The 22,823-nt window shown below is 72.1% G+C and carries 20 protein-coding genes and 1 pseudogene; 8 read left to right on the forward strand and 13 right to left on the reverse strand.

The genetic code is table 11. The annotated features are described in order from the left end of the window. Positions 1-685: 685 nt before the first annotated feature. Positions 686-1,102, reverse strand: coding sequence for a cupin domain-containing protein (locus tag ACIBM5_RS15535; RefSeq protein ID WP_396007316.1), 417 nt, complete (start codon positions 1,100-1,102; stop codon positions 686-688). 71 nt (positions 1,103-1,173) lie between these two features. Here ACIBM5_RS15535 and ACIBM5_RS15540 point away from each other — a divergent pair, with 71 nt between their 5' ends. The 5 genes and pseudogenes from ACIBM5_RS15540 (at position 1,174) to ACIBM5_RS15560 (ending at position 5,133) form a co-directional block, all read left to right on the forward strand. Then, the gene (locus ACIBM5_RS15540; protein WP_396007317.1) at positions 1,174-1,686 is read left to right on the forward strand and encodes a MarR family winged helix-turn-helix transcriptional regulator; all 513 of its coding nucleotides are present in this window, start codon (positions 1,174-1,176) and stop codon (positions 1,684-1,686) included. 419 nt (positions 1,687-2,105) lie between these two features. Beyond that, positions 2,106-2,816 (forward strand): hypothetical protein, encoded by a 711-nt coding sequence (locus ACIBM5_RS15545; protein ID WP_396007318.1) that lies wholly within the window; start codon positions 2,106-2,108, stop codon positions 2,814-2,816. 447 nt (positions 2,817-3,263) lie between these two features. Continuing rightward, entirely contained in the window at positions 3,264-4,022 is a 759-nt protein-coding gene (locus ACIBM5_RS15550; protein ID WP_396007319.1) for a sensor histidine kinase, read from the forward strand. Then, positions 3,973-4,227 (forward strand): hypothetical protein, encoded by a 255-nt coding sequence (locus ACIBM5_RS15555; protein ID WP_396007320.1) that lies wholly within the window; start codon positions 3,973-3,975, stop codon positions 4,225-4,227. The genes ACIBM5_RS15550 and ACIBM5_RS15555 overlap by 50 nt, the downstream gene beginning before the upstream one ends. Before the next feature lie 231 nt (positions 4,228-4,458). Continuing rightward, positions 4,459-5,133: pseudogene (locus ACIBM5_RS15560) on the forward strand (response regulator). 220 nt (positions 5,134-5,353) lie between these two features. On the opposite strand, the gene ACIBM5_RS15565 reads toward ACIBM5_RS15560, so the two are convergent. Together ACIBM5_RS15565 and ACIBM5_RS15570 are read right to left on the reverse strand one after the other, a co-directional pair. Continuing rightward, positions 5,354-6,352: a transporter substrate-binding domain-containing protein gene (locus ACIBM5_RS15565; protein WP_396007321.1), complete on the reverse strand. Its 999-nt coding sequence runs from the start codon at positions 6,350-6,352 to the stop codon at positions 5,354-5,356. Positions 6,353-7,961: 1,609 nt separating this feature from the next. Beyond that, positions 7,962-8,546 carry a TetR family transcriptional regulator gene (locus tag ACIBM5_RS15570; RefSeq protein WP_396007322.1) on the reverse strand — a complete coding sequence of 195 codons (585 nt, stop codon included), beginning with the start codon at positions 8,544-8,546 and terminating at the stop codon, positions 7,962-7,964. A 149-nt stretch (positions 8,547-8,695) separates the two neighbouring features. On the opposite strand from ACIBM5_RS15570, the gene ACIBM5_RS15575 reads away from it, so the two are divergent. Continuing rightward, the gene (locus tag ACIBM5_RS15575) at positions 8,696-9,850 is read left to right on the forward strand and encodes an FAD-dependent oxidoreductase (protein WP_396007323.1); all 1,155 of its coding nucleotides are present in this window, start codon (positions 8,696-8,698) and stop codon (positions 9,848-9,850) included. 707 nt (positions 9,851-10,557) lie between these two features. On the opposite strand, the gene ACIBM5_RS15580 is transcribed toward ACIBM5_RS15575, so the two are convergent. Both ACIBM5_RS15580 and ACIBM5_RS15585 read right to left on the reverse strand, forming a co-directional pair. After that, positions 10,558-11,841, reverse strand: a complete 1,284-nt coding sequence (locus ACIBM5_RS15580) for a trans-sulfuration enzyme family protein (RefSeq protein WP_396007324.1) — start codon at positions 11,839-11,841, stop codon at positions 10,558-10,560. A gap of 77 nt (positions 11,842-11,918) precedes the next feature. Next, positions 11,919-12,062 (reverse strand): hypothetical protein, encoded by a 144-nt coding sequence (locus ACIBM5_RS15585; protein WP_396007325.1) that lies wholly within the window; start codon positions 12,060-12,062, stop codon positions 11,919-11,921. Between the two features lie 64 nt (positions 12,063-12,126). On the opposite strand from ACIBM5_RS15585, the gene ACIBM5_RS15590 reads away from it, so the two are divergent. After that, entirely contained in the window at positions 12,127-12,633 is a 507-nt protein-coding gene (locus ACIBM5_RS15590) for an Lrp/AsnC family transcriptional regulator (protein ID WP_020551189.1), read from the forward strand. Between the two features lie 169 nt (positions 12,634-12,802). Here ACIBM5_RS15590 and ACIBM5_RS15595 read toward each other — a convergent pair whose 3' ends face one another. Continuing rightward, positions 12,803-13,981 carry a low temperature requirement protein A gene (locus tag ACIBM5_RS15595; protein WP_396007375.1) on the reverse strand — a complete coding sequence of 393 codons (1,179 nt, stop codon included), beginning with the start codon at positions 13,979-13,981 and terminating at the stop codon, positions 12,803-12,805. A gap of 154 nt (positions 13,982-14,135) precedes the next feature. Next, positions 14,136-15,332, reverse strand: coding sequence for a lactate 2-monooxygenase (locus ACIBM5_RS15600; RefSeq protein ID WP_396007326.1), 1,197 nt, complete (start codon positions 15,330-15,332; stop codon positions 14,136-14,138). A gap of 437 nt (positions 15,333-15,769) precedes the next feature. Between ACIBM5_RS15600 and ACIBM5_RS15605 the strand changes: the two genes are divergently transcribed. Further along, positions 15,770-17,041 (forward strand): alpha/beta fold hydrolase, encoded by a 1,272-nt coding sequence (locus tag ACIBM5_RS15605; RefSeq protein WP_391589412.1) that lies wholly within the window; start codon positions 15,770-15,772, stop codon positions 17,039-17,041. Positions 17,042-17,158: 117 nt separating this feature from the next. Here ACIBM5_RS15605 and ACIBM5_RS15610 read toward each other — a convergent pair whose 3' ends face one another. The 6 genes from ACIBM5_RS15610 to ACIBM5_RS15635 all read right to left on the reverse strand — a co-directional run bounded on the left by ACIBM5_RS15610 (position 17,159) and on the right by ACIBM5_RS15635 (position 22,651). Further along, positions 17,159-17,842, reverse strand: coding sequence for a GntR family transcriptional regulator (locus tag ACIBM5_RS15610; RefSeq protein WP_396007327.1), 684 nt, complete (start codon positions 17,840-17,842; stop codon positions 17,159-17,161). 136 nt (positions 17,843-17,978) lie between these two features. Then, the gene (locus ACIBM5_RS15615; protein ID WP_396007328.1) at positions 17,979-18,980 is read right to left on the reverse strand and encodes a proline racemase family protein; all 1,002 of its coding nucleotides are present in this window, start codon (positions 18,978-18,980) and stop codon (positions 17,979-17,981) included. Then, complete coding sequence (locus tag ACIBM5_RS15620) at positions 18,980-19,915, reverse strand: dihydrodipicolinate synthase family protein (RefSeq protein ID WP_391589415.1); 936 nt, start codon at positions 19,913-19,915, stop codon at positions 18,980-18,982. The genes ACIBM5_RS15615 and ACIBM5_RS15620 overlap by 1 nt, the downstream gene beginning before the upstream one ends. Next, positions 19,912-21,225 carry an FAD-dependent oxidoreductase gene (locus tag ACIBM5_RS15625; protein ID WP_396007329.1) on the reverse strand — a complete coding sequence of 438 codons (1,314 nt, stop codon included), beginning with the start codon at positions 21,223-21,225 and terminating at the stop codon, positions 19,912-19,914. The genes ACIBM5_RS15620 and ACIBM5_RS15625 overlap by 4 nt, the downstream gene beginning before the upstream one ends. Further along, complete coding sequence (locus tag ACIBM5_RS15630; protein WP_396007330.1) at positions 21,222-21,509, reverse strand: (2Fe-2S)-binding protein; 288 nt, start codon at positions 21,507-21,509, stop codon at positions 21,222-21,224. Before ACIBM5_RS15630 ends, ACIBM5_RS15625 begins: the two co-directional genes overlap by 4 nt. After that, positions 21,506-22,651: an NAD(P)/FAD-dependent oxidoreductase gene (locus tag ACIBM5_RS15635; RefSeq protein WP_396007331.1), complete on the reverse strand. Its 1,146-nt coding sequence runs from the start codon at positions 22,649-22,651 to the stop codon at positions 21,506-21,508. The genes ACIBM5_RS15630 and ACIBM5_RS15635 overlap by 4 nt, the downstream gene beginning before the upstream one ends. Positions 22,652-22,823 lie beyond the last annotated feature (172 nt).

Raw genomic sequence — 22,823 nt, forward strand, 5'->3', positions numbered from 1 at the left:
CCCAACGGGCCCGTGCCCGCCCAACGGGCCCGTGCCCGCCCAACGGGCCCGTGCCCGCCCAACGGGCCCGTGCCCGCCCAACGGGCCCGTGCCCGCCCAACGGGCCCGCGCCCGCCCAACGGGCCCGCGCCCGCCCAACGGGCCCGCGCCCGCCCAACGGGCCCGTGCCCGCCCAACGGGCCCGTGCCCGCCCAACGGGCCCGCGCCCGCCCAACGGGCCCGCGCCCGCCCAACGGGCCTGTGCCCGCTCAACGGGCCCGCGCCCGCCCAACGGCCCCGCGCCCGCCCAACGGGCGCGGCCAACCCGCGCGGTCCGTTCGTCGGCTGCATCTGGGTCTTCCCTCGGCGCACGTCTGTTCCCGCTGGGCTGAGTTGGATCGAGCGTGGATTGGCCTGCCGCGGTGGGCGGTTCAGGTGAGTGGGTGGGCGCTTGGCATGGCGGGGCGGGGTGGCTGAGCCCGAGGGTGGCCGTGCTTTCTGCCGTCCGACGGGTGGGTGGCGAGGGGCGGGGCGCCTGCGGCTTTTGTTGTTTGGGCGGCTGGTGGGTTGTGGTGGGTGGCGGTGGTGCGAACTGGTCGTGGGGGACGTGAGTTTGGTCGGAGGGGTGGCTGCGGGTCGGATGGGCGGGGCGGGTGCGGGTGCGGGTGGTGGGCTTGTGGGGATGGGCGTGGGGTGGACGGGTGGGTCAGATCGTCCAGGGCGGGAGGATGCGTTCGGCTTCCTTGGGGGCTATGTCGCAGGTGTCGGGCGGGGTTATGGCGTTGGGGTTGTATGCGCGGGCTCCGGCGGGGGCGGTGACGATGGCGGTGAAGCCCGTTTCGGCGTGCGCGTGGACTTGGCGGGGGAGGTCGGCGGGGAAGATGACGGTGTCGCCGGTGGTTGCGGTGAGCTTTTCGCCGTTGAGGTCGGCGGTGAGGCTGCCGGTGAGGATGGTCCAGATTTGTTCGGCTTCGAAGGCGTGGTACGGGGTGGAGTGTGCCGGGGTCATGTCCACTCGCCACAGGGCTGCGCCGGTGCCGCCCTGGGTGGGGGATGCGTAGGTGGTCATGACGCCGTTGGGGGTCGTGGTGATGCGGGTTTCGGCGCTGCGGATGACAGGCATGTGGTGATCTCCTAGACTTGCCAAAAATTCGACAACATCATTGTCTAAATAGTGAACCAGGTTGTCTATCCATGTCAAGAAATTCGTCCGCAGTCGGACCGAACGACGACGGGCCCGGCCAGGACCCGCCGGGCTTCGAGCTGCCGTTGCGGCTGCTGATGGCCTTTCGGGTACTCATCGACGAGGTTCATGCGGAGCTGGCCCGGCAGGGCCATCCCGACCTGCGGCCCATGCACGGCTTCGTGTTTCAGGCCATTGGTCCGTATGGCACCACCGCGGTGGAGCTCGGTCGCCTGTTGGGTGTCTCGAAGCAGGCGGCGGGGAAGACGATCGACGGCCTGGAGCGGCTGGGCTACGTCGAACGTGGTGTGGATCCGAACGACGCGCGGCGCAAGGTGGTTCGGCTTACCGCGCGCGGGGTGGATTCGCTGGCGAGGTCGGCTGCGATCTTCGAGGACTTGCGGGCCAAGTGGGCGCAGACGTTGGGCGTGGAACGGCTGCGTGCGCTGGAGGAGGACCTTCGGACGATGACGCCGGGGGATTCGTTCCACTTCGATATGCCGGCTTGGTTCGGCGGCGGGTGATCGAGGGTCGGGCGCGGCGGTGGGTAGTTGCTGGACCGAGCCGACTGAGCCGACCGAGCCGGGCCGGGCCGGAGTGAGCCAGCCGAGCCAGGCCGGGACGGGCCGGGATGGAGTGCGCCGGCCGGGCCGCGTCTGCGAATTGTGTGGGGCTGCGCCGGGCGGAGATTGCGCGAACTCGGGTGTGGTTGGGCCGCGTTGTGCCGGACCGGGATGGACCGGGCCGGGTCGAGTTCGGGTTGCGTCGGGCCGGCGGTTGTGGCGCGGTGGCGGGCGTTGGGGCGTGGTGGGCGGCGCCGTGGGCCGGGCGCTGGGCTGGGGGCGGACAGCCGTCAGGGAGGACCCCCGCTTCGGGTTGGTGGGACGGTTGGTATGGCTCGGCTGGGTGGTGGGTTCGGGACGGGGACGGGTGGGCGGCGGGTATGCGGCTGAGGTTGCGTCGGTTTCGGCCGCGGGACGGAGTGGTGGAGTATCGCGTGGTGCAACCGTGGTTGCCGTTGCGGCATACCGCGATGTCCGACCCGCTGGGGGAGTACGGCGTCGTGGTCGGGGACCACGACGGGCTTTCCAGGCTGGCTGCGTTGTTCTCGTTTGCGGCTTACTCGCGGCATACCGTCGTGCATGTTCCGCTTCGGGACGGTGTGCCCCTGGCCGAAGAGGGGTTCGTCGATTCCTGCGGTGGTCGGGTCGACCTGGTGCTGATGCATCATTCGCTCGGGCTGCGGCCGACCGCCTGGCCGCGGATCAGGCGGCAATTGACCGCCGGTACACCGCTCACCGTGGAGACTCACGAGGCCCGTACCGAGCGAGATGCCGCCGCTTGGCTCAGGCAGAGCGGGCACCACGATTCGCGGGAATGGTTGCGACCGGTGACGTATGCGCGAACCGCGTTCCTGATCGGCAGTCGGGACGTCTTTGCGGCCGCGTCGGTCGAGGTCGCGGATGCCGCCGGCCGCGGGCTGCGCGAATACGACGTGTCCAAGGGGTACTTGCGGCTGGTCGGCACGCTGACCCATGAGTTGCCTCCCGACGACTCGTTGCGGCCGCCCGAGTTGGACATCACGTTCCAGGCTCGCCGGCCGCATCACCGCTTCAAGCGGCCCGGGCAGAAGCGGTTTCAGGCGGGTTGCTGACGGTCGTTCCCTCCTGTTCCCTCCTGTTCTCACCTGTTCTCACCTGTTCCATCCCGGTCCCCCGTGCTCTGTTCTGTCCCGTTCGCTTCGGCGTCGGGCCGAGGTGCGATTCGGCCCGCGGCGATGCCGAGTCGTGGGGTGTGGGGCAGTGAGGCGTGGCCGGCCCGGGGGACTCGACGACTACCTATCCATGACTGATTCCGCTTTTCCGCGCCTCGCATAGGTTTTCGAGTGAGGAGAGTGGGCGTCTCGATCCGGCGGTCAAGGCAGTCGAGGCGCGCCTGTCCTCGTCCCACCTCGGTGGCCTCCGGCGACCGGCGCTCACGGGGGTGCCGGTCGCCGAATGGGAGCGCTCACATGGTGTAGGCGAGCGTGACGAAGGCACGCCGGGGGCCGGGATGGATACGCCTGGCTCGACCACCAAGCCCACACCCAGGGGGCGCCGCCGTGTTGGCGCTGGTCGCGCTGGGGACCTGCGCGGCGTACGTCCGGCGCGAGGAGGCGATCGCGCTCGGATTCGCGGCGTTGGTCGTGGTGATCGTGGCGATGACCGTCGGCGGTGAGGACGCGACGAACTGGCGGGATCGCTGCGGGATGGCCGGCTGGGTGCTCGCGGCGTTGGTCGCGGGGCAGGCGTGGCGCAGCCATTACGCGTACGTGAGCGCCATCATCGACCGGGCCGAGCGCGCGGAGCGTACCCGGGACGAGGTGGCCGGACGGCGGGTCGTCGAGGAGCGCCTGCGGATCGCGCGCGACCTGCACGACCTGCTCGGGCACGGCATCACGTTGATCGGCGTGCAGGCGGGTGTGGCCGCGTACCTCGCGGCTGAGGAGCCACCGGCGGAACGTGCGGTCATGGTCGGCGCGTTGGACACGATTGCCGAGACGTGTCGGGACGCCCGGCACGAACTCCGGTCCACATTGTCGGTGTTGCGCGACGCCGAGGAGGCCGCGTCGTACGAGGCGGTGCCGGGCCTGGCCGGGCTCGACGGCCTGGTGCCGCCGGCGGGCGCGGCCCGCTCCGCCGGCATCGAGGTCACCCTGACCGGCCACGACGGACCGCCGCCCGCGCCCGAGGTGGGCGTGGCGGTGTACCGGATCGTGCCAGGAGGCGTTGACGAACGCGGTGAAGCACTCCCGGGCTCGGGCGGTGCGGATGGAACTGTCGGTGGTGGACGCGGGGTTGTGGGTGTCCGTGCGCGATGACGGGTGCGGGATCGAGGCCGCGGGCGGAGCCCGGGAGGAGGATGGGGCTGCGGACGAGGCCGGGAAGGACACCGGGTTCGGCATCGTCGGGATGGCCGAGCGGGCGTGCAGTGTGGGTGGGACGTTGGTTGCCGGGCCCGGGGCGGAGGGCGGCTTCCGGGTCGAGGCAGTGTTACCGATGGGCGAGCGGGCGGGGGCCGGGTGACACTGTGTGTGGGGGAGGGGGTTGTCGGCACACTCGCTGGTCGAGGGGTGGGCGGGCCGGTGAGATGTGTTGTGCGGTCCTTGCGGTTGTCGGGCCGCGGGCGGCGGGTCGGTGAAGTGTGCGGTGCGGTTGGTCGACGGGCAGGCTGCCCGGTGAAGTGTGCGGTGACGGGGAGAGGTTGCGGATGATGCGGGGCGAGTGGGGGAGCGTGTGACGGCCGGAAGGCTGCGGATGGTGCTCGCCGACGACCAGCACCTGGTGCGGTCGGCGTTCGCGATGTTGGTGGATTCGGCGCCGGACATGGAGGTGGTCGGTGAGGCCGCCGACGGGCAGACAGCGCTCCAACTCACCCGCGCCACCCGGCCGGACCTCGTGCTGATGGACATTCGCATGCCGATCCTGGACGGGATCGAGGCCACCCGGTTGATTGCGGCCGATCCGGACTTGCCGGAGTCCGAGTCCTGGTACTGACCACCTTTGAGGACGAGAGAACGTGGTGGCCGCGTTGCGCGCGGGTGCCGGCGGGTTCCTGGTCAAGGACACGCGCCCGGCCGAACTCCTGGCCGCGATCCGTACGATCGGGGCGGGTGAGGCGCTGCTTTCACCGGGGCCGACGGCGCGGCTGATCTCGCGCGTACTCCGGATGCCGGCCGGGCGGACGGCGGGTGAGCCGGAATCGGTGCTGGTGGCGGGGCTGTCCGCGCGTGAACGCGAGGTGCTCACGCTGGTCGGGCGGGGATTGACCAATGCGGAGGTCGGCTCCCTTCTCGGGCTGAGTCCGCTGACTGCGAAGACGCCGTGAGTCGCATCATGAGCAAGCTCGGTGCGCGTGATCGACCGCAACTGGTCGTTATCGCCTGCGAGTTGGGGTTGGTTGTGCCGGGGGACGACCTGTCCTCTATGTAGGCCTGCCAAGGCCGCGGCCCCGGCCTCGGGCCGCTGCGTGGCCATGGCCATGGCCGTAGTTGCGGCCCGCGGCCGTGATCGCAGTCCCCCGTAGGTGGTCGGGCACGGACTCGACGGGGGACGGGCGGAGCCCGGCGCCGACGGCCGTGCGCGCGCCGTCCGGAGCCATGTGCAGCGGTTCGGTCGCCCGTGCAGCGGTTCGGTTGCGCCGTCTTCGCGTTCAGTCCCGGTACACCGCATCCGGGGCGGTCACCGGTCCGGGTTCCGGGATGTAGCGGGCCACATACCTCTCGTACAGCCGCAGCCACGTCCCGTCCCGGCGGATGCGCTCCAGCGAGGCATTGACGAAGCGGACCAAGTCGGGGTTGGTCTTGGCGATTTCCAGGCCGTACGGTTCGCGGGTGAGTTTGGGGCCGACCAGCTGCACGAAGCGGTCCTGGGCCTGGAGGCCGGCCATGATGGTGTCGTCGCCCACCGAGGCGTCCGCCTGGCCCTGTTGGATGCGGACGAGGCAGTCCGCCCAGGTCTCACCGGTGACGGGGACCAGGCTCTTCGTCGCGCGCACCGTCTCCGCGGCGGTGGTGTTACCGACCGTGCAGACGCGGGTCGCGGCGGGCAGGCCGATGAGGCCCTTGGCGTGGTCGGCGGCTGCGGCGGGGCTGTCGCGGACGACGAGTACACGTTGTCCCGACTCGTAGTAGACCGAACTGAAGTCGACCACCGCCCGGCGGCGGCAGTTCACCGTGACCGACTTCGCGACGATGTCCACGTCGCCGTTCGCGACGGCCTGTTCGCGGATGTTGTTGGGCAGGACGCGGAAGTGCAGCCGGCTTGCGTCCGCGCTGCCGAAGAGGTCGGTGGCGATTTCCCGGACGAGGTCGATGTCGAAGCCCTTGAGCCGATTGTGGTCGGCCACGTCGGCGTAGCTGAACGGGTAGGTGCTCTGGTCGATACCGATGGTCAGGAAGCCCCGTCGCAGGATCTGCGCGAGCGAGCCGTCGCTCGCATAGTCGGCGGCGCGTGGTGGCCCCGACCCGGGACGCAGGCTTGCGAGCGGGTCGCTGCACGAGGTGGGTGGGTCGCTCGCCGCCCCCGGGTCGCTGCGGCCGTCCGGAGCGGTGGTGGTCGATGCGGTGTCGGTGGGCGCAGTGTCGGTGGGCGCGGCTGCGGGGCGTGGCGTGGAGGTCGCGGAGGTACAGGACGCCAGGACCAGCAGCATGGCCACCAACGACAGAACCGGCCCGACCGCGGCCCGGCGCAGCGGCGGCCGGACTGGAGCGGATCGGTTGGAGGCACGTCGGCCGGGAACGAGCGTGCCGCGAGCGAGCCGACCGCCCGGGATGCGAGGGGTGGGGACGCGACCGCATGGGATGCGATGGGCGGGGACGTTATGGGCCGGGACGCGACCGGGCAGGAGTCGACGGGGCAGGAGCCGGCCGGGCAGGAGCCAGGCGATCAGGAATCGGCCGGGAACGATCCGGGCGGCTCCGGGACGACCGGAGGTGCGCCGACTCGGCGTGCGCCGGACGGGCGTGGATCGGGCGGGTGCGTACCGGGACGGATCGGCGGACGGATCGCTGACCGGATTGCTGACCGGATCGCGGACCTGTTCGCGGGCCGGGGCGCGAGGCGGACGGCGGGCCGGGTGGTTCGGTCGGACTGCATGCACGGGCATGACGCGTCACCTCCGGTGGCGGCGCGAAACACCGCTCGGCTCGGCCGGTTCGGACCTGCTCGGGACGCTACCCGGTCGAACTGGGCCACCACTGGGGGTAGTCCCCCAATTTCGGCGCGGACTCCGAGGCGGCGAAAGGGGCTTCGCTGCGGCCTTGTGGAGGGTTCGTCGCGGCTCTGCCGGCGCTTGGGTTCGGCCGGCGTTTCGGCCCGGCTTTGCGGGGACTTCCGCGTGGCCGGCGCTTCGGTCCAGCTCTGCGGGTGCGCGGGTGCGCGGGTGCGCGGGTGCGCGGTCGGCGGGTGCGGCGAACGCACTTGCCCGCGCGCGGCGCGCTTCGCGCGTGGGCTCAGAGCTCACGGCCGGTGCGGGGAGTATTCCTCACCGTCCGTACCGAAGTACGCCCTTGCGTGCCGTGGCTTCGGTGCGCACGGTGTGCCGCCGACCACCGATCGGGCGGTCGGGTAGCCACGCGACCAGGCAGCCCTGCGACCCCGCAGGCACGTGACCACGTGGCCACGAGGTCACGGGGCCGAGCGCATTGGCACTAAAACACCGAAGTGCGCCCTTCCGCGCTGCGGCTCCCGGCGCGCACGGTGGGTTCGCCGACCACCGATCGGGCGGTCGGGTAGCCACGCGACCAGGCAGCCCTGCGACCCCGCAGGCAGGTGACCACGTGGCCGCGAGGTCGCGGGGCCGAGCGCATTGGCACTGGAGCACCGAAGTGCGTCCTTCCGCGCTGCGGTTCCCTGCGCGCACGGTGGGTTCGTCGGCCATCGATCGGGCGGTTGGGCAGCCACGCGACCAGGCAGCCCCGTGACCCCGCAGGCAGGTGACCACGTGGCCGCGAGGTCGCGGGGCCGAGCGCATTGGCACTGGAGCACCGAAGTGCGCCCTTCCGCGCTGCGGCTCCCGGCGCGCACGGTGGGTTCGTCGGCCATCGATCGGGCGGTCGGGCAGCCACGCGACCAGGCAGCCCCGCGACCCCGCAGGCACGTGACCGCGGGCCACGAGGCCGCGGAGTCACGAGGGCATCAGAGACGCGAGGCCATCGGCTCGCGCCATCCGGACAGCACCCGATCACCCCCTCACCGAACCCCCCCAGCACGGATCACCCCGCCACCGATCACCCCATCGCCGATCACCCCGCCACCGATCACCCGATCGCGTTCTCCGGTGCGCCGAGGTCTCCGGTGAGGCAGCGTTGCAGTTGGGGGCCGAGCCAGGCGACCAGCTCCGGGTGGGTCATGGCGACGATCGGTGGGAGGCGGAGGACGTATCGGCACAGGGCCAGGCCGAGCACTTGGGTGGCGGCCAGGCCGGCTCGGCGGGGGGCTTCGGTCGGGGTCGGGCAGACGCGGGCCACCAGTGGGGCGAGTTGTTCCGCGAAGACCGAGCGCATCCGTGCGGCGGCCTCCTCGTTGGTGACGCCGGTGCGCAGCAGGATCATCATCGCTTCGTCGTCCTCCCAGCGGTCCAGGAAATGGGCCGAGAGCACTGCTCCGAGTTGCGAGCGGGGGACCGAATCGAGAGCGGGGAGCCGCAGGTCGACATCGGCGGCAGCGGCGAAGAGCTTCTCCTTGTTGCCGAAGTAGCGCATGACCATCGCCGGATCGATCGCGGCGTCCGAGGCGATCGCCCGAATCGTCGCGCGTTCGTAGCCGTCGGCACCGAATCGTTCCCGCGCGGCGGCCAGGATCACGGCTTTGGTCTCGGTCGACGACCTTCGCGAAGTGCTCATGTCAACGATTGTAGGCCAACGCCTGTTGACTTAGTCGATCGAGTGGGTCATGGTAAGTCAACAAGCGTTGGCCAACAGATGTTGACTACCGCGGCTCGGCGCCGGCCCACTCGACGTCGCGACACCCAGCCACACCCAAGGAGCTCGCCATGACCCCGCAACTCCCCGCCGCCACCGACGTCCTGATCGTCGGTGCCGGCCCCGCCGGGCTCACCCTCGCGCTCGCCCTCACCGCCCAAGGCCGCGACGTCACCGTCGTCGATGCACACGCGGTCGCCGACCACACCTCGCGGGCCGCCGTCGTACACGCCCGCACCCTGGAGGTGCTCGCGCCGCTCGGTGTGGCCGGGCCGCTCGTCGAACAGGGCGTGCAATCGCCGACGTTCACCATCCGCGACCGGGACCGGGTGGTCGTCCGGATCGACTTCGACGGCCTGCCCACCGCATACCCGTACTCGCTGATGGTCTCCCAGGCCACCACCGAGGCGGCCCTCCTCGCCCGGCTCACCGAACTCGGCGGCACCGTGCTGCGCCCGTACACCGTCACCAGCCTCGACCAGGACGCCGACGGCGTGACCGCGACCTTCGAACACGGCGAACGCATCCGCGCCGCCTGGGTGGTGGGCGCCGACGGCATGCACAGCACCGTTCGCGAGCAGGCCGGCATCGGCTTCCAGGGCGGCACCTACGGTGAGTCGTTCGTACTCGCCGACGTGCGGCTCGACGGCGCCGTCTCGGCCGACGAGGTGATCCTGTACTTCGCGCCCGCCGGTCTCGCCGTGGTCGCCCCGCTGCCGGGCGGGCGGCACCGGATCGTTGCGCCGGTGGCCGAGGCGCCACACGAGCCGTCACTCGCGTTCGTCCAGGAACTCGTGGACGAACGCGGCCCGTCGGCGGGCCGCATCGTGGTCGAGGAGGTCGTCTGGGGCTCGCGTTTCCGGGTCCACCACCGGCTCGCCGACACCTATCGCGCGGGTCGCATCCTGCTGGCCGGCGACGCCGCGCACGTGCACAGCCCGGCCGGCGGCCAGGGCATGAACGCGGGCATCCTCGACGCCGTGACGCTGGCCGAGGCCCTCGGTACGGTTCTGGACGGCGGCCCCACCTCGGCACTCGACGCGTACGGCGCCGCCCGCCGCCCGATCGCCGAGCACATCGTGAAGCTCGCCGACCGGATGACCCGCATCGCCACCATCACCCCGGCACTGCGCCCGCTGCGCAACACGGTCCTGCGCACGATCACCCGACTCCCCGCCGTACGCCGCAACCTCGCCCTCCGCCTCTCGGGCCTCCTCTACCGCTGACCCCTCGGACTCCGGCCTCCGGACCATGGACCCTTGGTCTCCGGCCCTCGAACCTTGGACCCTCGGACCGGCCCCCCGGACCCCGGACCGGCCCCCCGGACCCCGGACCGGACCCCCGGCCCCCCGGCCCCCGGCCCCCGGACCCCGGTCGTCCGGCTCTCGGGTCCTTCCGACCCACGCGACGAGCCCGACGCACGCGACCGCCCGGGCCCGGTTGCCCGACCCACACGGCCCGGCCGCCCGGTCCGCCCGGTCCGCCCGTCAGGCCGCCCAGCCGGTCCGCCGGTGCGGCCCACGCGACGTGCCCGACTCACGCAACCCGCGCCGAGCCGCCCGGTCTGCCGGTCCGACTTACGCGATCCGCGCCGAGCCGCCCGGTCAGCCGGTCCGACTCACGCGATCCGCGCGACTGCCGCAACCCGCCCGGCGGACCAGATCGCCGCCCGGCCGGTCCGACCTCTGCGATCTGCCCGACTCCCGCGACCCGTCCTCGGCCTGCGTGCCTGCCGGTCCGATCCACGGGACCCGCCCGACCCAAGCAACCCGCCCGGCCGCCCCGTCCGCCCGTCAGCGGCTCCCGGCTCTGCGCCCTGCCTCGCTTCGCGCCCTGCGCCCGCCCGGCCTCACACCGACCCAGGGCCTGCATCCACCCGGCCCCCGGCCCCCGGCCCCTGCACCCGGCACCGACCCGGCGCCCTATACCCGCCCTACACCCGCCCTGCGCCCTGCACCGACCCGACGCCCCGCCCCCACCCGGCGCTCGGCACCGAGTCCACCTCCCACACCGACTCGCCGTCACGCAGCGACTGGCCGTCACGTACCGGCCCGGCATCACGTACCGGCCCAACACCCCGTGCCCGTTCCGCACCCTGTGCGCACTCGGCTCCCGTCCCGCGCCCCGCCGCGTGCTCCACGGCTGTCGACAGGTCGTCCCACAGGTCGTCCTCGTGTTCCAGTCCCACCGAAAGGCGTAGCAACTTCGGGCCGATGGCGCCCTCGTCGCGTGCCGCGTCGTCGATCACGCGGTGGGTCAGCGAGGCCGGATGCTGGATCAGCGTGTCGGTGCCGCCGAGGCTGACCGCAGGGGTGATCAGGCGGAGGGCGCCGACCAGCGTCATCGGGTCGCCCGTCGGCTCGAAGGCCACCAGCGCGCCGCCGATGCTCGGGTAGTGCACTCGCTCGACCGCCGGATGGTCGGCCAGCCGCCGGGCCAGCGTGGCCGCCGACGCGGACGCCTTCGCGACTCGGATCGGCAGCGTCGCGAGGCCGCGCAGCAGCAGGTAGCCCGCGAGCGGATGCAGCAACGCCCCCGTGGCGAAGCGGATTTGCCGCAGCACCTGGGCCGTCTCCCGGTCGCAGGCCACCACGCCGCCCATTACGTCGCCGTGCCCGCCGAGGAACTTGGTCGCGCTGTGCAGGACCATCCGGGCGCCGGACTCGGCCGGCTGCTGCAACACCGGTGTCGCGAACGTGTTGTCCACCAGCAGCGGTACGTCCCCGGCCCGGGCGGCCAGTTCGGCCAGATCCAGTTCGGCCAGCGTCGGATTGGCCGGGGTCTCGACCATGACCAGCCCCGTGTCCGGCCGCAACGCCCCGGCCACCCCCTCGGGGTCGACCCAGGTGACCTCGGTGCCGAGCAGCCCGCTCGTGAGCAGGTGGTCCGTGGTGCCGTACAGCGGCCGTACCGCCACCACGTGCCGCCGGCCACGTGCGGCGGCGGCGAGCAGGCACGCCGTGACCGCCGCCATGCCACTGGCGAACGCGACCGCGTCGGCGCACCCCTCCAACTCCGCGAGCGCAGTCTCGAAGCGGCGTACCGTCGGATTGGTCAAACGGCCGTAGATCGGTGAGCCGCCCGGGAGTTCCCCCTCCGCGTACGCGTCGAGCGCGAGCGCCGCGGCCGGCAGGTCCGGCAGCGGATACGTGGTGGACAGATCGATCGGCACGGCGTGCGTACCCAGGGCGGCGAGGTCGTCCCGACCGGCATGCACCGCCCGAGTCTCGAACAGGTGCCGCCCGCCACCCGAGCGCGCGGAACCACCCACGCCCCCCGACCCGCCCGAACCGCTCACGCCGCCCACGGCAGAACCACCCACAGCACCCACACCACCCGAACCGTCCACACCACCCGAACCACCCGCGCCACCCGCACTGCCCACGCCGTCCAGGGCAGTCGACCCGGCACGCCCGTCAAGATCCACTCGGAGGTCATCCATGCCCGCCATGCTCCGACGATCTCCGGAGAATGCGCTCACCGGCCGAACTATCATCGCCCAATGAGCCAATCCATCGCCCTTGATCCGATCGATCTCGGGATTCTCCGGGCGCTTCAGAACGATGCCCGGATCAGCAACAAGGCGCTCGCCGCCGAGGTCGGGATCGCGCCCTCGACGTGCCTGGATCGGGTCGCCCGGTTGCGCTCGGCCGGGGTGGTGAAGGGTGCGACTGTAGAGGTCGACGCGGCGGCGCTGGGCCGGCCGCTACAGGCGATGCTCGCGGTTCGGGTGCGACCGCACCACCGCGTCGTGCTCAATCCGTTCGTCGGGCACGTGCTCAAGTTGCCGGAGACCCGGGCGCTCTACCACCTGGCCGGACCCGACGACTTTCTCGTGCATGTCGCGGTCGCCGACGCGACCGGCTTGCAGCGGCTGGTGGTGGACGGCTTCACGGCCCGCACGGAGGTGACCCAGGTGCACACCATGCTGATATTCCAGCAATGGCAGGGCGGCCCCCTGCTCCCACCCGAGCCCCAAGGCCCGGCCCGGCGCCTGACGGCGGGTTAGCCCAGGCCGGAAACATTCACTCCGCCGCGCCTCACCCCATCCCGTCCCACCCGCCCCACCCCGCAACGCCCAGCCCCACAACGCAACGCCCAGCACCGCAAAAAGCGCCCTGCAACGCAAAGCCCCGCAACACTCACTCACTCACTCACTCACGCACGCACGCACTCACTCACCCGCCCGCCACCGCCCGCCGATCACCCCGCCGTACGTCCCCCTCGCCCTGCCTGGCCGACAACACCGTGCCCACCGCGACCGTCAACGCCGCCACCGCACCCGCCACGGGTACCGCCGCCGCGCCCAGGAAGGTGCACAGCAGGATCAGCACACCGGCGATCGGCAGCACCGACTTCTGGGCCGGCCCGATCTTGTGGTGCCGGGAATGCAGAGCGAACGTGCTCAGCAGGAACAGCGCCGCCGGGATCGTCACGCTCGCCGACGCGGCCGTCCGGGAGATGTGCGCCTCGCCCACGGCCTGCTCGACGGCGACCTCCAGTCCCGCTCCGATCGCCGCCGCCGAACCGAAGACCACGTAGTGGCCGTACCCCCACAGGAAGGCCCGCCGGTCGGAAGCGAGGTAGTCGTGGATCGGCACCGCGAAGTAGATCCAGTACGCGGCGAACACGATCAACAGCCCGCCCGCGGCGATCGGCAGCAGTTCGTCCAGTGCGGCCTCGTCGTCGAGCGCGGTCTGGATCGCGACGGTCGCGGCGGAGATGCTCTCGCCCAGCATGATGATGGTGAACAGCCCGTACCGCTCGGCGATGTGATGCGGATGCCACGTCGTGGGGTGGTTGCGCTCGGCGATCGCCGGTACCGCGAGTTCGGCGACCACCAACAGCAGGAAGCCCCATGTCCACGCGGCGTCCGGCAGGAGCAGCAGCACCACCCAGCCGAGTTGCACCAGCACCAGCCCGGCCGCGTAGCGCAGCGCGGTGCGCCGGGCCCCGGGGTCGGTCTCGTCGTGGGCCGCCCGCAGCCACTGGAAGGTCAGGGCGAGTCGCATGATCAGGTAGCCGACGATGGCGACCGCGTAGTCGCTGTTCTCGAACGCGCGCGGCACCCCGGCGGCCAGCACCAGGACACCGGTGATCTGGACGAGCGTCGCGACCCGGTACAGCGGGTCGTCGCAGTCGTACGCGGAGGCGAACCACGTGAAGTTGACCCACGCCCACCAGATCGCGAAGAACACGAGCAGGTAGCCTGCGAGTCCGTGCCCGGGGTGCCCCTCGGCCAGCGAGTGCACCAGTCGGCTGCCGGCCTGGGCCACCGCAACGACGAACGTCAGGTCGAAGAACAACTCCAACGGGGTGGAAGTGCGATGTGCCTCGGTGATGTCGCGCGAGGCCATCCGCCTCAGGATGGCGTGCGGGGCGGCGGGGCGCGCGGGATCGCTCACGAGGCAAGTCCTCTCGTTCCGGACGTGATCATGCGCGGAGAGTATCGGAATTCAGGCGGTAAATAGGGCCATTTCGAGCAGGCATTCGACCCGGCGCACGGCCCGATCAGTCCGAGGTCAGCACTGAGGTCAGCACCGAGGGATGCAGCTCGTCCGGACGAGCGTGTCCGGACAGCGCCATCGACAGGTCGAACTCGGCCAGCAAGCACCGCAATACGTGCCGGACGCCCGCCTCGCCGCCCAGCGCCAGCCCGTAGACGTACGGTCGGCCCAGCAGGACCGCCCGGGCGCCGAGGGCCAGCGCCTTGAGCACGTCCGTCCCGGTGCGTACGCCGCTGTCGAAGAGCACCGTCAGGTTCTCGCCGACCGCCTCCACCACGGCCGGCAGCGCGTCCAACGCAGCCACCGCGCCGTCGAGTTGGCGACCGCCGTGGTTGCTCACCACGATCCCGTCCAGACCGGCGTCGCGGGCCCGGCGCGCGTCGTCCGGATGCAGGATGCCCTTGAGCACGATCGGCCCGACCCAGTTCTCGCGCAGGAACGCCAGGTCGCCCCAGGTCTTGGTCGGATCGGAGAACATCCCCGCCCAGTGCGCGATCGCCGCCGTCGGGTCCTCGGCGATCGGTTTGCTCAGCCCGGCCAGGAAGGCGGGATCACTCAGGTAGTTCGCGATGCCGACCCGGCGCAGGAAGGGCAGGTACGCGCGATCCAGATCGTTCGGCCGCCAGCCCAGGAACCAGGTGTCCAGGGTGACCACGAGCACGGTGTACCCCGAAGCCCGGGCCCGGGCGAGCAGGCTGATCGTCACGTCGTCGTCGCGCGGCCAGTAGAGCTGGAACCAGCGCGGTCCCGATCCGGAGGCGGCGGCGATCTCCTCCAGCGAATGGGACGACGCCGTGCTCGACACCATCGGCAGCCCCAACGCGGACGCGGCGCGCGCGGTCGCCAACTCGCCCTCGGGATGCACGATGGACTGCACGCCGACCGGCCCGAGCAGCACCGGCGCGGGCGACTCGGTGCCCAGTACGGAGCAGGACAGGTCGCGCGTACCCACGTCGCGCAACATGCGCGGCACGATCCGGCGCCGCTCGAACGCCGCCCGGTTGGCCCGCATCGTCGCCCCGCCGCCGGCGCCGCCCAGTACGTAGCCACGCGGTCCCGGCTCGAGCCGTTCGCCGGCGGCCGTCTCCAGGGCGGCGGCGTCCGTGGGGTAGGCCGGAGTCTCCCCGGTCAGCAGGCCATCGAGGTAGATCGAGTCCTGGAAGGCGGAGTAGGGACCGGCAACGTCGGCACCATCGACCACGACTGCACACCTTTCGCCGAGCGGAATCGCAGTACCCGACCATTTCGCACCTGTCGGCCGTACGGAAGAGCCGAAAGAGTCGACCCCCGGGCATCGGGGCAGACCTGTTCCTGTGCCGTGCCGACCGCTTCCGTGGCGTGCAGATCGCTTCCTGTGCCGTGCCGACCGCTTCCGTGGCGTGCAGACCGCTTCCTGTGCCGTGCCGACCGCTTCCGTGCCGTGCCGAGCACTTCCTGCGCCCTGCCGACCGCCCACGGGCGGAACCCCTCGCGGTACGGCGGATATTGCCTGGCCGGGAAGCGAGACAAGGAACCCGTTTCTCCGGTGAAATGTCACACGACACAAAGAGGCACGCGACCCGCGCCGTTTCGCGAGGCAGCCCACCACGCACGGCGAACCGTGTGCCGGACACAGACACGAGCTTGGGGAGAATCCGCATGACCCGCATCACCCGGATACCGGGGATGGCCCTCACCGACCACACGTTCACCGTTCCGCTCGATCACTCCCGTCCGGACGGACCGACCATCGAGGTCTTCGCCCGCGAGGTGGTCGACCCCACCGCGGCGGACCGGCAACGGCCGTGGTTGTGCTTCCTCCAGGGCGGCCCGGGCGGCAAGTCCGGGCGGCCCAATCGCGCCGTCGGCTGGCTCCAGCGCGCGCTGCGCACCCACCGTGTCCTGCTCCTCGACCAGCGCGGCACCGGTCGCAGCACGCCGATCACGCCGAGCCTGGCGGCCCGCACCCCGCCCGAGGAACTCGCCACGCTGCTGCGGTACATGCGCGCGGACTCGATCGTCGCCGACGCCGAGTTCATCCGTCGGCGGTTGTGCGGCGACGAGCCGTGGGAGACGCTCGGGCAGAGCTACGGCGGCTTCATCACGCTCGCCTACCTCTCCCGGGCGCCCGAGGGACTGAAGTCCTGTTACGTCACCGGCGGGTTGATCGGCCTGGACTGCACGGCGGAGGACGTCTACCACCGCACGTATCCCCGGGTGCGGGCCAAGAACGCCGAGTACTACGCGCGGTATCCGGACGACGTGGACCTGGTGCGGCGGCTGGCCGACCACCTGGCCGACAACGACGTGCGGCTGCCCGACGGCGATCGACTCACCCCGCGTCGGCTGCAGTTCCTGGGTCAGGTGTTCGGCATGGGTGACGGCTTCGAGCGGGTGCACTGGATGCTGGACGAGGCCTGGGACGGCGACCGGGTCTCGGACACCTTCCGTGCCGCCGCGATGCACGCCACCGCGCTCACCGACCAGCCCCTGTGGGCCGTGCTCCAGGAGCCGATCTACGGGCAGGGCAAGGTCGCCACCGGTTGGGCTGCGGAGAAGGTGCGCGCGGGGCTCCCGGAGTTCGCCGAGAGCGCCGATCCGCTGCTGTTCACCGGCGAGATGATGTACCCCTGGATGTTCGAGGAGATCGCCGCGCTACGGCCCTTCCGCGAGGCGGCCGACCTGCTCGCGCGCCACGACGACTGGCCGGTCCTGTACGACGTCGAGCGGCTGCGCACGAACCGGGTCCCGGTCGCGGCGGCGGTCTTCTTCGACGACATGTATGTGGACGCCGACCTGTCGCTGGACACCGCGCGCAGGGTGGCCGGCGTGCGGGCGTGGGTCACCAACGAATGGGAGCACGACGGCTCCAACGCCTCCGGCGGCGCGATCCTGGACCGCCTGATGGACATGGCGGCCGGCAGGGTCTGACCTGTCACCACCCGGGGCGGTCCCGGCCGGCCGACGCCGTGACCGACCCGGGGCGCGGGTCGAACGACCACCGAACCGGCGTCCCGAGTCCCGCGGACCCGGGCCACCGGTGTCGGATCAGCTCGGCTGGTCCGGATTCGCCCACAGGTTGCGGACGTGGCCGATGTGCCGGGCCATCACGTCCTCGGCCCGGGTGGGATCGCCGGTGGCGAGCGCGTCCAGGAGTTCGAGATGCTCGGCGGCGGAGGCGGCGAGCCGGCCGTTCTGCGCGAGCCGGGACAGACCGTACAGGCGTGAGCGTTTGCGCAGATCGCCGACCACCCGGACCAGGTGTTCGTTGCCCGCCAGCGCGAGCAACGACAGGTGGAAGCGGCGATCCGCCTCCACGTACCTGATCAGGTCGCCCACCTCGGCCGCCGCGACGATCTCCTCGGCGACCGGGCGCAGCGTGGCCAGTTGGGCGTCGGTGACCACACCCGCGAGGCGGGCCACCACCGGAACCTCGATCAGTGCGCGGACCTCGGTGAACTCGTCCAACTCGCGGTCGGAGAGCTCGGTGACCCGAAATCCCTTGTTGCGGACGGCCTCGACCAGTCCCTCGTTGGCGAGGTCGAGCATCGCCTCGCGGACCGGTGTCGGCGACACGCCGAACTGCGCGGCCAGCGCGGGCGCGGAATAGACCACGCCCGGCCGCATCTCGCCCGCGATCAACGCCGCGCGCAACTCTCGTGCCACCCGGTCCCGCAGGATCGGTCGATCGTCGAAGGACGGCAGCGCGAGCGCTCCGTGTCCCGTGTCCATGGTGCCTCCTCCCGCCATGTTACTGACGGTCAGTCACCCTGGGGACCGGATCGGGACTGTGCGAACGCACGACCACGGAGCGTGAGTGTATCCGGGCGGCCGCGCCGCCCCGTTCGCGACCCTGGTTCGGCCGTCGTCACAGGCGGAACCCGGCCGGGAAGGGATCCTCGGGATCGAGCAGATACTGCGCGGTGGCGGTGATCCAGGCCCGACCGGTGATCAGCGGGACCACGGCCGGGTTCCCGCCCACTTCGGTGTGCTCCACGATCTTCCCGTGGAAGCGGGTCCCGATGAACGACTCGTTGACGAACGGCTGTGCGATCGCCAGTTCGCCGCGCGCGGCCAACTGGGCCATCCGCGCGCTGGTACCGGTGCCGCACGGCGAGCGGTCGAACCAACCCGGGTGGATCGCCATCGCGTTGCGCGAGAGCGTGGCGTCCGAGCCCGGGGCGAGGAACTGCACGTGGTGGCAGCCCGCGATCGCGGGATCCTCCGGATGCACCGGCCGGGCCTGCTCGTTGATCGCCGCCATGATCGCCAGGCCGGTTTCCAGGATGCGCCCGGACTCGGCCCGGTCGAACGGCAGGCCGACCTTTTCGATCGGCAGGATCGCGTAGAAGTTGCCGCCGTAGGCCATGTCGTAGCCGACCGCGCCGAGCCCGGGCACGTCCACGGTCGCGTCCAGGGTGTGTGCGTACGAAGGCACGTTGCGCAGGGTGACCGAGCGCGCCGCGCCGTCGCGCACCTCGACCTCGGCGATCACCAGCCCGGCGGGTGTGTCCAGCCGGACCGTGGTGACCGGTTCGACCACCTCGACCATGCCGGTCTCGACCAGCACGGTGGCGACCCCGATGGTGCCGTGCCCGCACATCGGCAGGCAGCCCGACACCTCGATGAACAGCACGCCGTAGTCCGCGTCCGGGCGGGTCGGCGGTTGCAGGATCGCGCCGCTCATCGCGCCGTGTCCGCGCGGCTCGTGCATCAACAGCGTGCGGAGGTGGTCCCGATGGGCCATGAAGTGCACACGCCGCTCGGCCATCGTGGCGCCGGGGAGCACACCGACGCCGCCGGTGATCACCCGGGTCGGCATGCCCTCGGTGTGCGAGTCGACCGCGTGGAAAACGTGTCGTGAGCGCATCAGGCCAGTCCCTCCGCGAGCGCCTTCTCGGTGAACTCGCGCACCGACGCCTCCTGTTCGGGAAGCAGCGGGAGCCGCGGCGCGCGGCACGGGCCGCCGCGACGCCCGGCCAGGTCCATCGACAGCTTGATCGACTGCACGAACTCGGTGCGCGAATCCAGCCGAAGCAGCGGGTGCAACAACCGGTACAGCGGCAACACGGCGCGTACGTCGCCGCCGATCGCCGCGCGATACAACTCGACGCTCGCCTGCGGGAAGACGTTCGCATAGCCGGCGATCCAGCCGACCGCGCCGGCCAGCCCGAACTCCAGCGCGACGTCGTCGCTGCCGATCAACACGTCCAGGCCGGGCGCGAGTTCGGCCACCTCGTAGGCACGGCGCACATCGCCGGTGAACTCCTTGACGCCGACCACGAGGCCCTCCTCGTACAGGTCCGCCAGCAGTCGCGGGGTCAGGTCGACCTTCGTGTCGAACGGGTTGTTGTACGCGACGATCGGCAGGCCGGCGCGGGCCACCGTGCGGTAGTGGTCGAGCACCGTGCGGGTGTCCGCACGATAGCTGTTGGGCGGGAGCAGCATCACCGCCCGGGCACCCGCCTCGGCGGCCTGCTCGGTCCAGCGCAGCGACTCCGCCGCGCCGTACGCCGCGACGCCGGGCAGCACCCGGTCCCCGCCCACCGCCTCGACGGCGACGCTTACCACTTGGGCCCGCTCCTGGGGCGTGAGCGACTGGTACTCGCCGAGCGAGCCGTTCGGGCAGACCCCGTCGCAGCCCGAATCCACGAGCCAGCGCACGTGTTCGGCATACGCGTCGAAGTCCACGGACAGGTCCTCGCGCAGCGGCAGCGCGGTGGCCACCACGACGCCGTGCCACGGCTGCCGGTCGGCGGGGCGGTCCGGGTCGGCCGGTGACGAGGAGGCGGGTTGCGGGCTCATGAGGCTCCTTGGGCTAGGTCTCCGAGACGGATGGGCACACCGATCGGACGGGTGGGCGGTGGCGCGGCGACCGGTCGTTCCAGCACGTCGGACAACACGCACGCGGTGGCCTCGGCGCACATCCGGCCCTGGCACCAGCCCATTCCGGCGCGGCTGAGCAGCTTGACCGAGCGCACGTCGTCGGCGCCGAGGCGGGCCGCGTCCTCGATCCGACCCCGCGGCACCTCCTCGCAGCGGCAGATCAGCGTGTCGGCGTCCGACCAGGACAGCCACCCGGGCCGGACGGGGTAGAGCGCGCGCAACCCGGCGGCGAACCGGGTGAGCGCGGCCCGACGGCGCAGCAGCGCGCGCGGCGGCGTCCGCCCGGCGATCGCATACCCCGCCAACTCGCCTTCGACCGCGGCCAGATGCACTCCACCGATGCCGGTGCTCTCACCGGCGGCGGACAGGCCGGGGATGTTCGTCGCCTGCCGGGTGTCGACCGCGACGAATCCGTCCGGGGTGCTCGCGCAGCCGAGTTGGCCGGCGAGTTCGAGTTGCGGGGTGAACCCGTAGCCGACCGCGAGGGTGTCGCAGGGCAGTTCGGTCGACGTCCCGGGGCGGGCCCGCCAGTCGGCGTCGAGGCGGGCCACGGTGACCGAGGTCAGGCCGGTGTGGTCACCGTGTGCGGCGATCACGGCCCGTCCGGTCCGGTACGGGATGCGCCGGCGGGCCAGGGCGACCGCGTAACCGGCCGCCTCGACCACACGCGCGGGGCTGTGCGGCGCGAGCGCGGCGGCCCGCGGCGTGGGTCGGGACGCCTCCAGCACGGCGCTCACCTCGACGCCCGCGTCGGCCAGCGCGACGGCGACCGGCAGCAGGAACGGGCCGGTGCCGGCCACCACCGCGCGTCGACCGGGCGCCACGCCGTTGCCCTTGATCAGGGCCTGCGCGCCGCCGGCGGTGAGCACGCCGGGCAGATCCCAGCCGGGGAAAGGCAGTTGCCGGTCGTAGGCGCCGGTGGCCAGGAGCAGTCGGCGGCCGGTCACGGTCACCGGAGTGCCGTCCCGCTCGCCGGTGACGGCGTGTACGACGAACCCGTCGGCCGCGTGTTCGACCGCCCAGACGCGATGTTCGGCCAGGTGCTCCACGGTGTGCAGGCGGGCGAGCGGCGGCCAGGCCGGCGGTCGGCCGGCGCGGTGTCGGTGGTACTGGCCGCCCGCGCGGGAGCCGGCGTCCAGGACGGCGACCCGCAGGCCGAAGCCGGCGGCGGTGACGGCGGCGGTGAGGCCGGCCGGCCCGGCGCCGACGACGATCAGGTCGTACGTCATGTGGTGCTCACCTCGTCGTCGGGACGGGCGGCGAGCAGGCAGGCGCGCAGGGACGGGGTGCCGTTCACCGTGACCAGACAGTCGAAGCACACCCCGATGCCGCAGAACAGCCCGCGCGGCTTGCCGGCGAACCGGGTGGTGCGCCAGGACCGGATCCCGGCGGCGAGCATCGCGGCGCCGACGGTCTGTCCGGCCTCCACCGGGATGCGTCGGCCGTCCACGCCGATCCGGAAGTGTTCCGTGCCGGGTGGGTGGATCGGGGTGGGTTCGGATGCGCCGGTCACGAGGACACCTCCGCGAAGCGGGTCGGAGCGAATGGAGAGGGGTCGAATTCGGGGTCCTTGCCGGTCAGACCCCGAGCGACGAGGTGTCCGGTGGCGGGCGCCAGGCCCACCCCGGCGCCCTCGTGGCCGCAGGCGTGCCACAATCCGGGCACGCGCGGGTCCGGGCCGATCACCGGCAGGTGGTCCGGGCAATACGGCCGGAACCCCCGATAGGCGCGCAGCACCGAGACGCCGGCCAGGAACGGGAACAACTCGATCGCCTGCGCGGCCAGTCGGCGCAGCACCGGGACCGGGAACGAGCGGTCGAAGCCGACCCGTTCGCGGCTCGCGCCGATCAGGATCGGGCCCGCCGGGGTGCCTTCGACCACGGCGGACGAGGCCAGGTCCGCGTCGTCGCCGGCGACGTCCCCGGCGTAGGTCGCGGCATACACCTTGTGCCGCACCATCATCGGCAGCGGCTCGGTGACGAGCACGAAGCCGCGGCGGGGGAGGATCGGCAGGGACACGCCGGCGAGCGCGGCGATCGCGCCGGACCAGGTGCCGGCCGCGTTCACCACCGCGCCGGCGGCGAATTCGCCGTGCGAGGTGCGCACGCCGAGCACCCGTTCGTCGGGCCCGCGCCGGAAGCCGGTGACGGTGACCCCGGTGTGCAGCCGCACTCCCGAGCGCAGTAGCGCGGCGGCGGCCAGTGCGGGCTGCACCTGGGCGTCCTGCGGATAGTGCGTTCCGCCGGTCAGACCGGGGGCCAGGTGTGGTTCGTAGGAGGGCAGGTCCGCGGCGTCGACGGCGTCGGCGGTGATCCCCACGGCACGTTGCGTGGCGGCCGTGGCCGCCATCGCACCCGCCTCGGCGTCGGTGCGGGCGACGATCAGGCCGCCCTTTTGTTCGTACTCGAAATCGTGTCCGTCGTCCGCGAGTTCGGCCCACAGGCGGAGCGAGAGCCGGGCCAGTGCCAGCTCGGGCCCGGGCTTCTTGTCGGAGACCAGCAGGTTTCCCTCGCCGGCTCCGGTGGTCCCGCCCGCGACCGGACCACGATCGAGCACGGTGACCGACAGGCCGGCACGCGCGGCGTAGTGGGCGCACGCGGCGCCGACGACGCCCGCGCCGATGACGACGACATCACTGGGACGGAGTTCGCTCACGTCTGTAAAATGTCACATTGCTCTTACGAGGTAAAGGGTTTGCCGGGGCCGGTTCGTGGACAGTCGGGCCGGACTCCCGAAATACGAAGGCCCGCGGGGGGGGGGGGGGGGGGGGGGGGGGGGGCCCGCCGCGCGGCCGCGGGGGGGGGGGGGGGGGCGCCCCCGGGGGGGC

The organism is Embleya sp. NPDC050493, from assembly GCF_044458105.1.
Taxonomy (GTDB): Bacteria; Actinomycetota; Actinomycetes; order Streptomycetales; family Streptomycetaceae; genus Embleya.

Excerpts from the sequence above, each read along its gene's own strand:
- ACIBM5_RS15535 (WP_396007316.1), bottom strand. The coding sequence starts at position 1,102 with ATGCCTGTCATCCGCAGCGCCGAAACCCGCATCACCACGACCCCCAAC.
- ACIBM5_RS15625 (WP_396007329.1), bottom strand. The coding sequence starts at position 21,225 with ATGACGTACGACCTGATCGTCGTCGGCGCCGGGCCGGCCGGCCTCACC.
- ACIBM5_RS15545 (WP_396007318.1), top strand. The coding sequence starts at position 2,106 with ATGCGGCTGAGGTTGCGTCGGTTTCGGCCGCGGGACGGAGTGGTGGAG.
- ACIBM5_RS15565 (WP_396007321.1), bottom strand. The coding sequence starts at position 6,352 with ATGCTGCTGGTCCTGGCGTCCTGTACCTCCGCGACCTCCACGCCACGC.
- ACIBM5_RS15570 (WP_396007322.1), bottom strand. The coding sequence starts at position 8,546 with ATGAGCACTTCGCGAAGGTCGTCGACCGAGACCAAAGCCGTGATCCTG.
- ACIBM5_RS15555 (WP_396007320.1), top strand. The coding sequence starts at position 3,973 with ATGGAACTGTCGGTGGTGGACGCGGGGTTGTGGGTGTCCGTGCGCGAT.
- ACIBM5_RS15605 (WP_391589412.1), top strand. The coding sequence starts at position 15,770 with ATGACCCGCATCACCCGGATACCGGGGATGGCCCTCACCGACCACACG.
- ACIBM5_RS15595 (WP_396007375.1), bottom strand. The coding sequence starts at position 13,981 with ATGGCCTCGCGCGACATCACCGAGGCACATCGCACTTCCACCCCGTTG.
- ACIBM5_RS15615 (WP_396007328.1), bottom strand. The coding sequence starts at position 18,980 with ATGCGCTCACGACACGTTTTCCACGCGGTCGACTCGCACACCGAGGGC.
- ACIBM5_RS15590 (WP_020551189.1), top strand. The coding sequence starts at position 12,127 with ATGAGCCAATCCATCGCCCTTGATCCGATCGATCTCGGGATTCTCCGG.
- ACIBM5_RS15585 (WP_396007325.1), bottom strand. The coding sequence starts at position 12,062 with ATGACCTCCGAGTGGATCTTGACGGGCGTGCCGGGTCGACTGCCCTGG.
- ACIBM5_RS15540 (WP_396007317.1), top strand. The coding sequence starts at position 1,174 with ATGTCAAGAAATTCGTCCGCAGTCGGACCGAACGACGACGGGCCCGGC.
- ACIBM5_RS15610 (WP_396007327.1), bottom strand. The coding sequence starts at position 17,842 with ATGGACACGGGACACGGAGCGCTCGCGCTGCCGTCCTTCGACGATCGA.
- ACIBM5_RS15620 (WP_391589415.1), bottom strand. The coding sequence starts at position 19,915 with ATGAGCCCGCAACCCGCCTCCTCGTCACCGGCCGACCCGGACCGCCCC.
- ACIBM5_RS15575 (WP_396007323.1), top strand. The coding sequence starts at position 8,696 with ATGACCCCGCAACTCCCCGCCGCCACCGACGTCCTGATCGTCGGTGCC.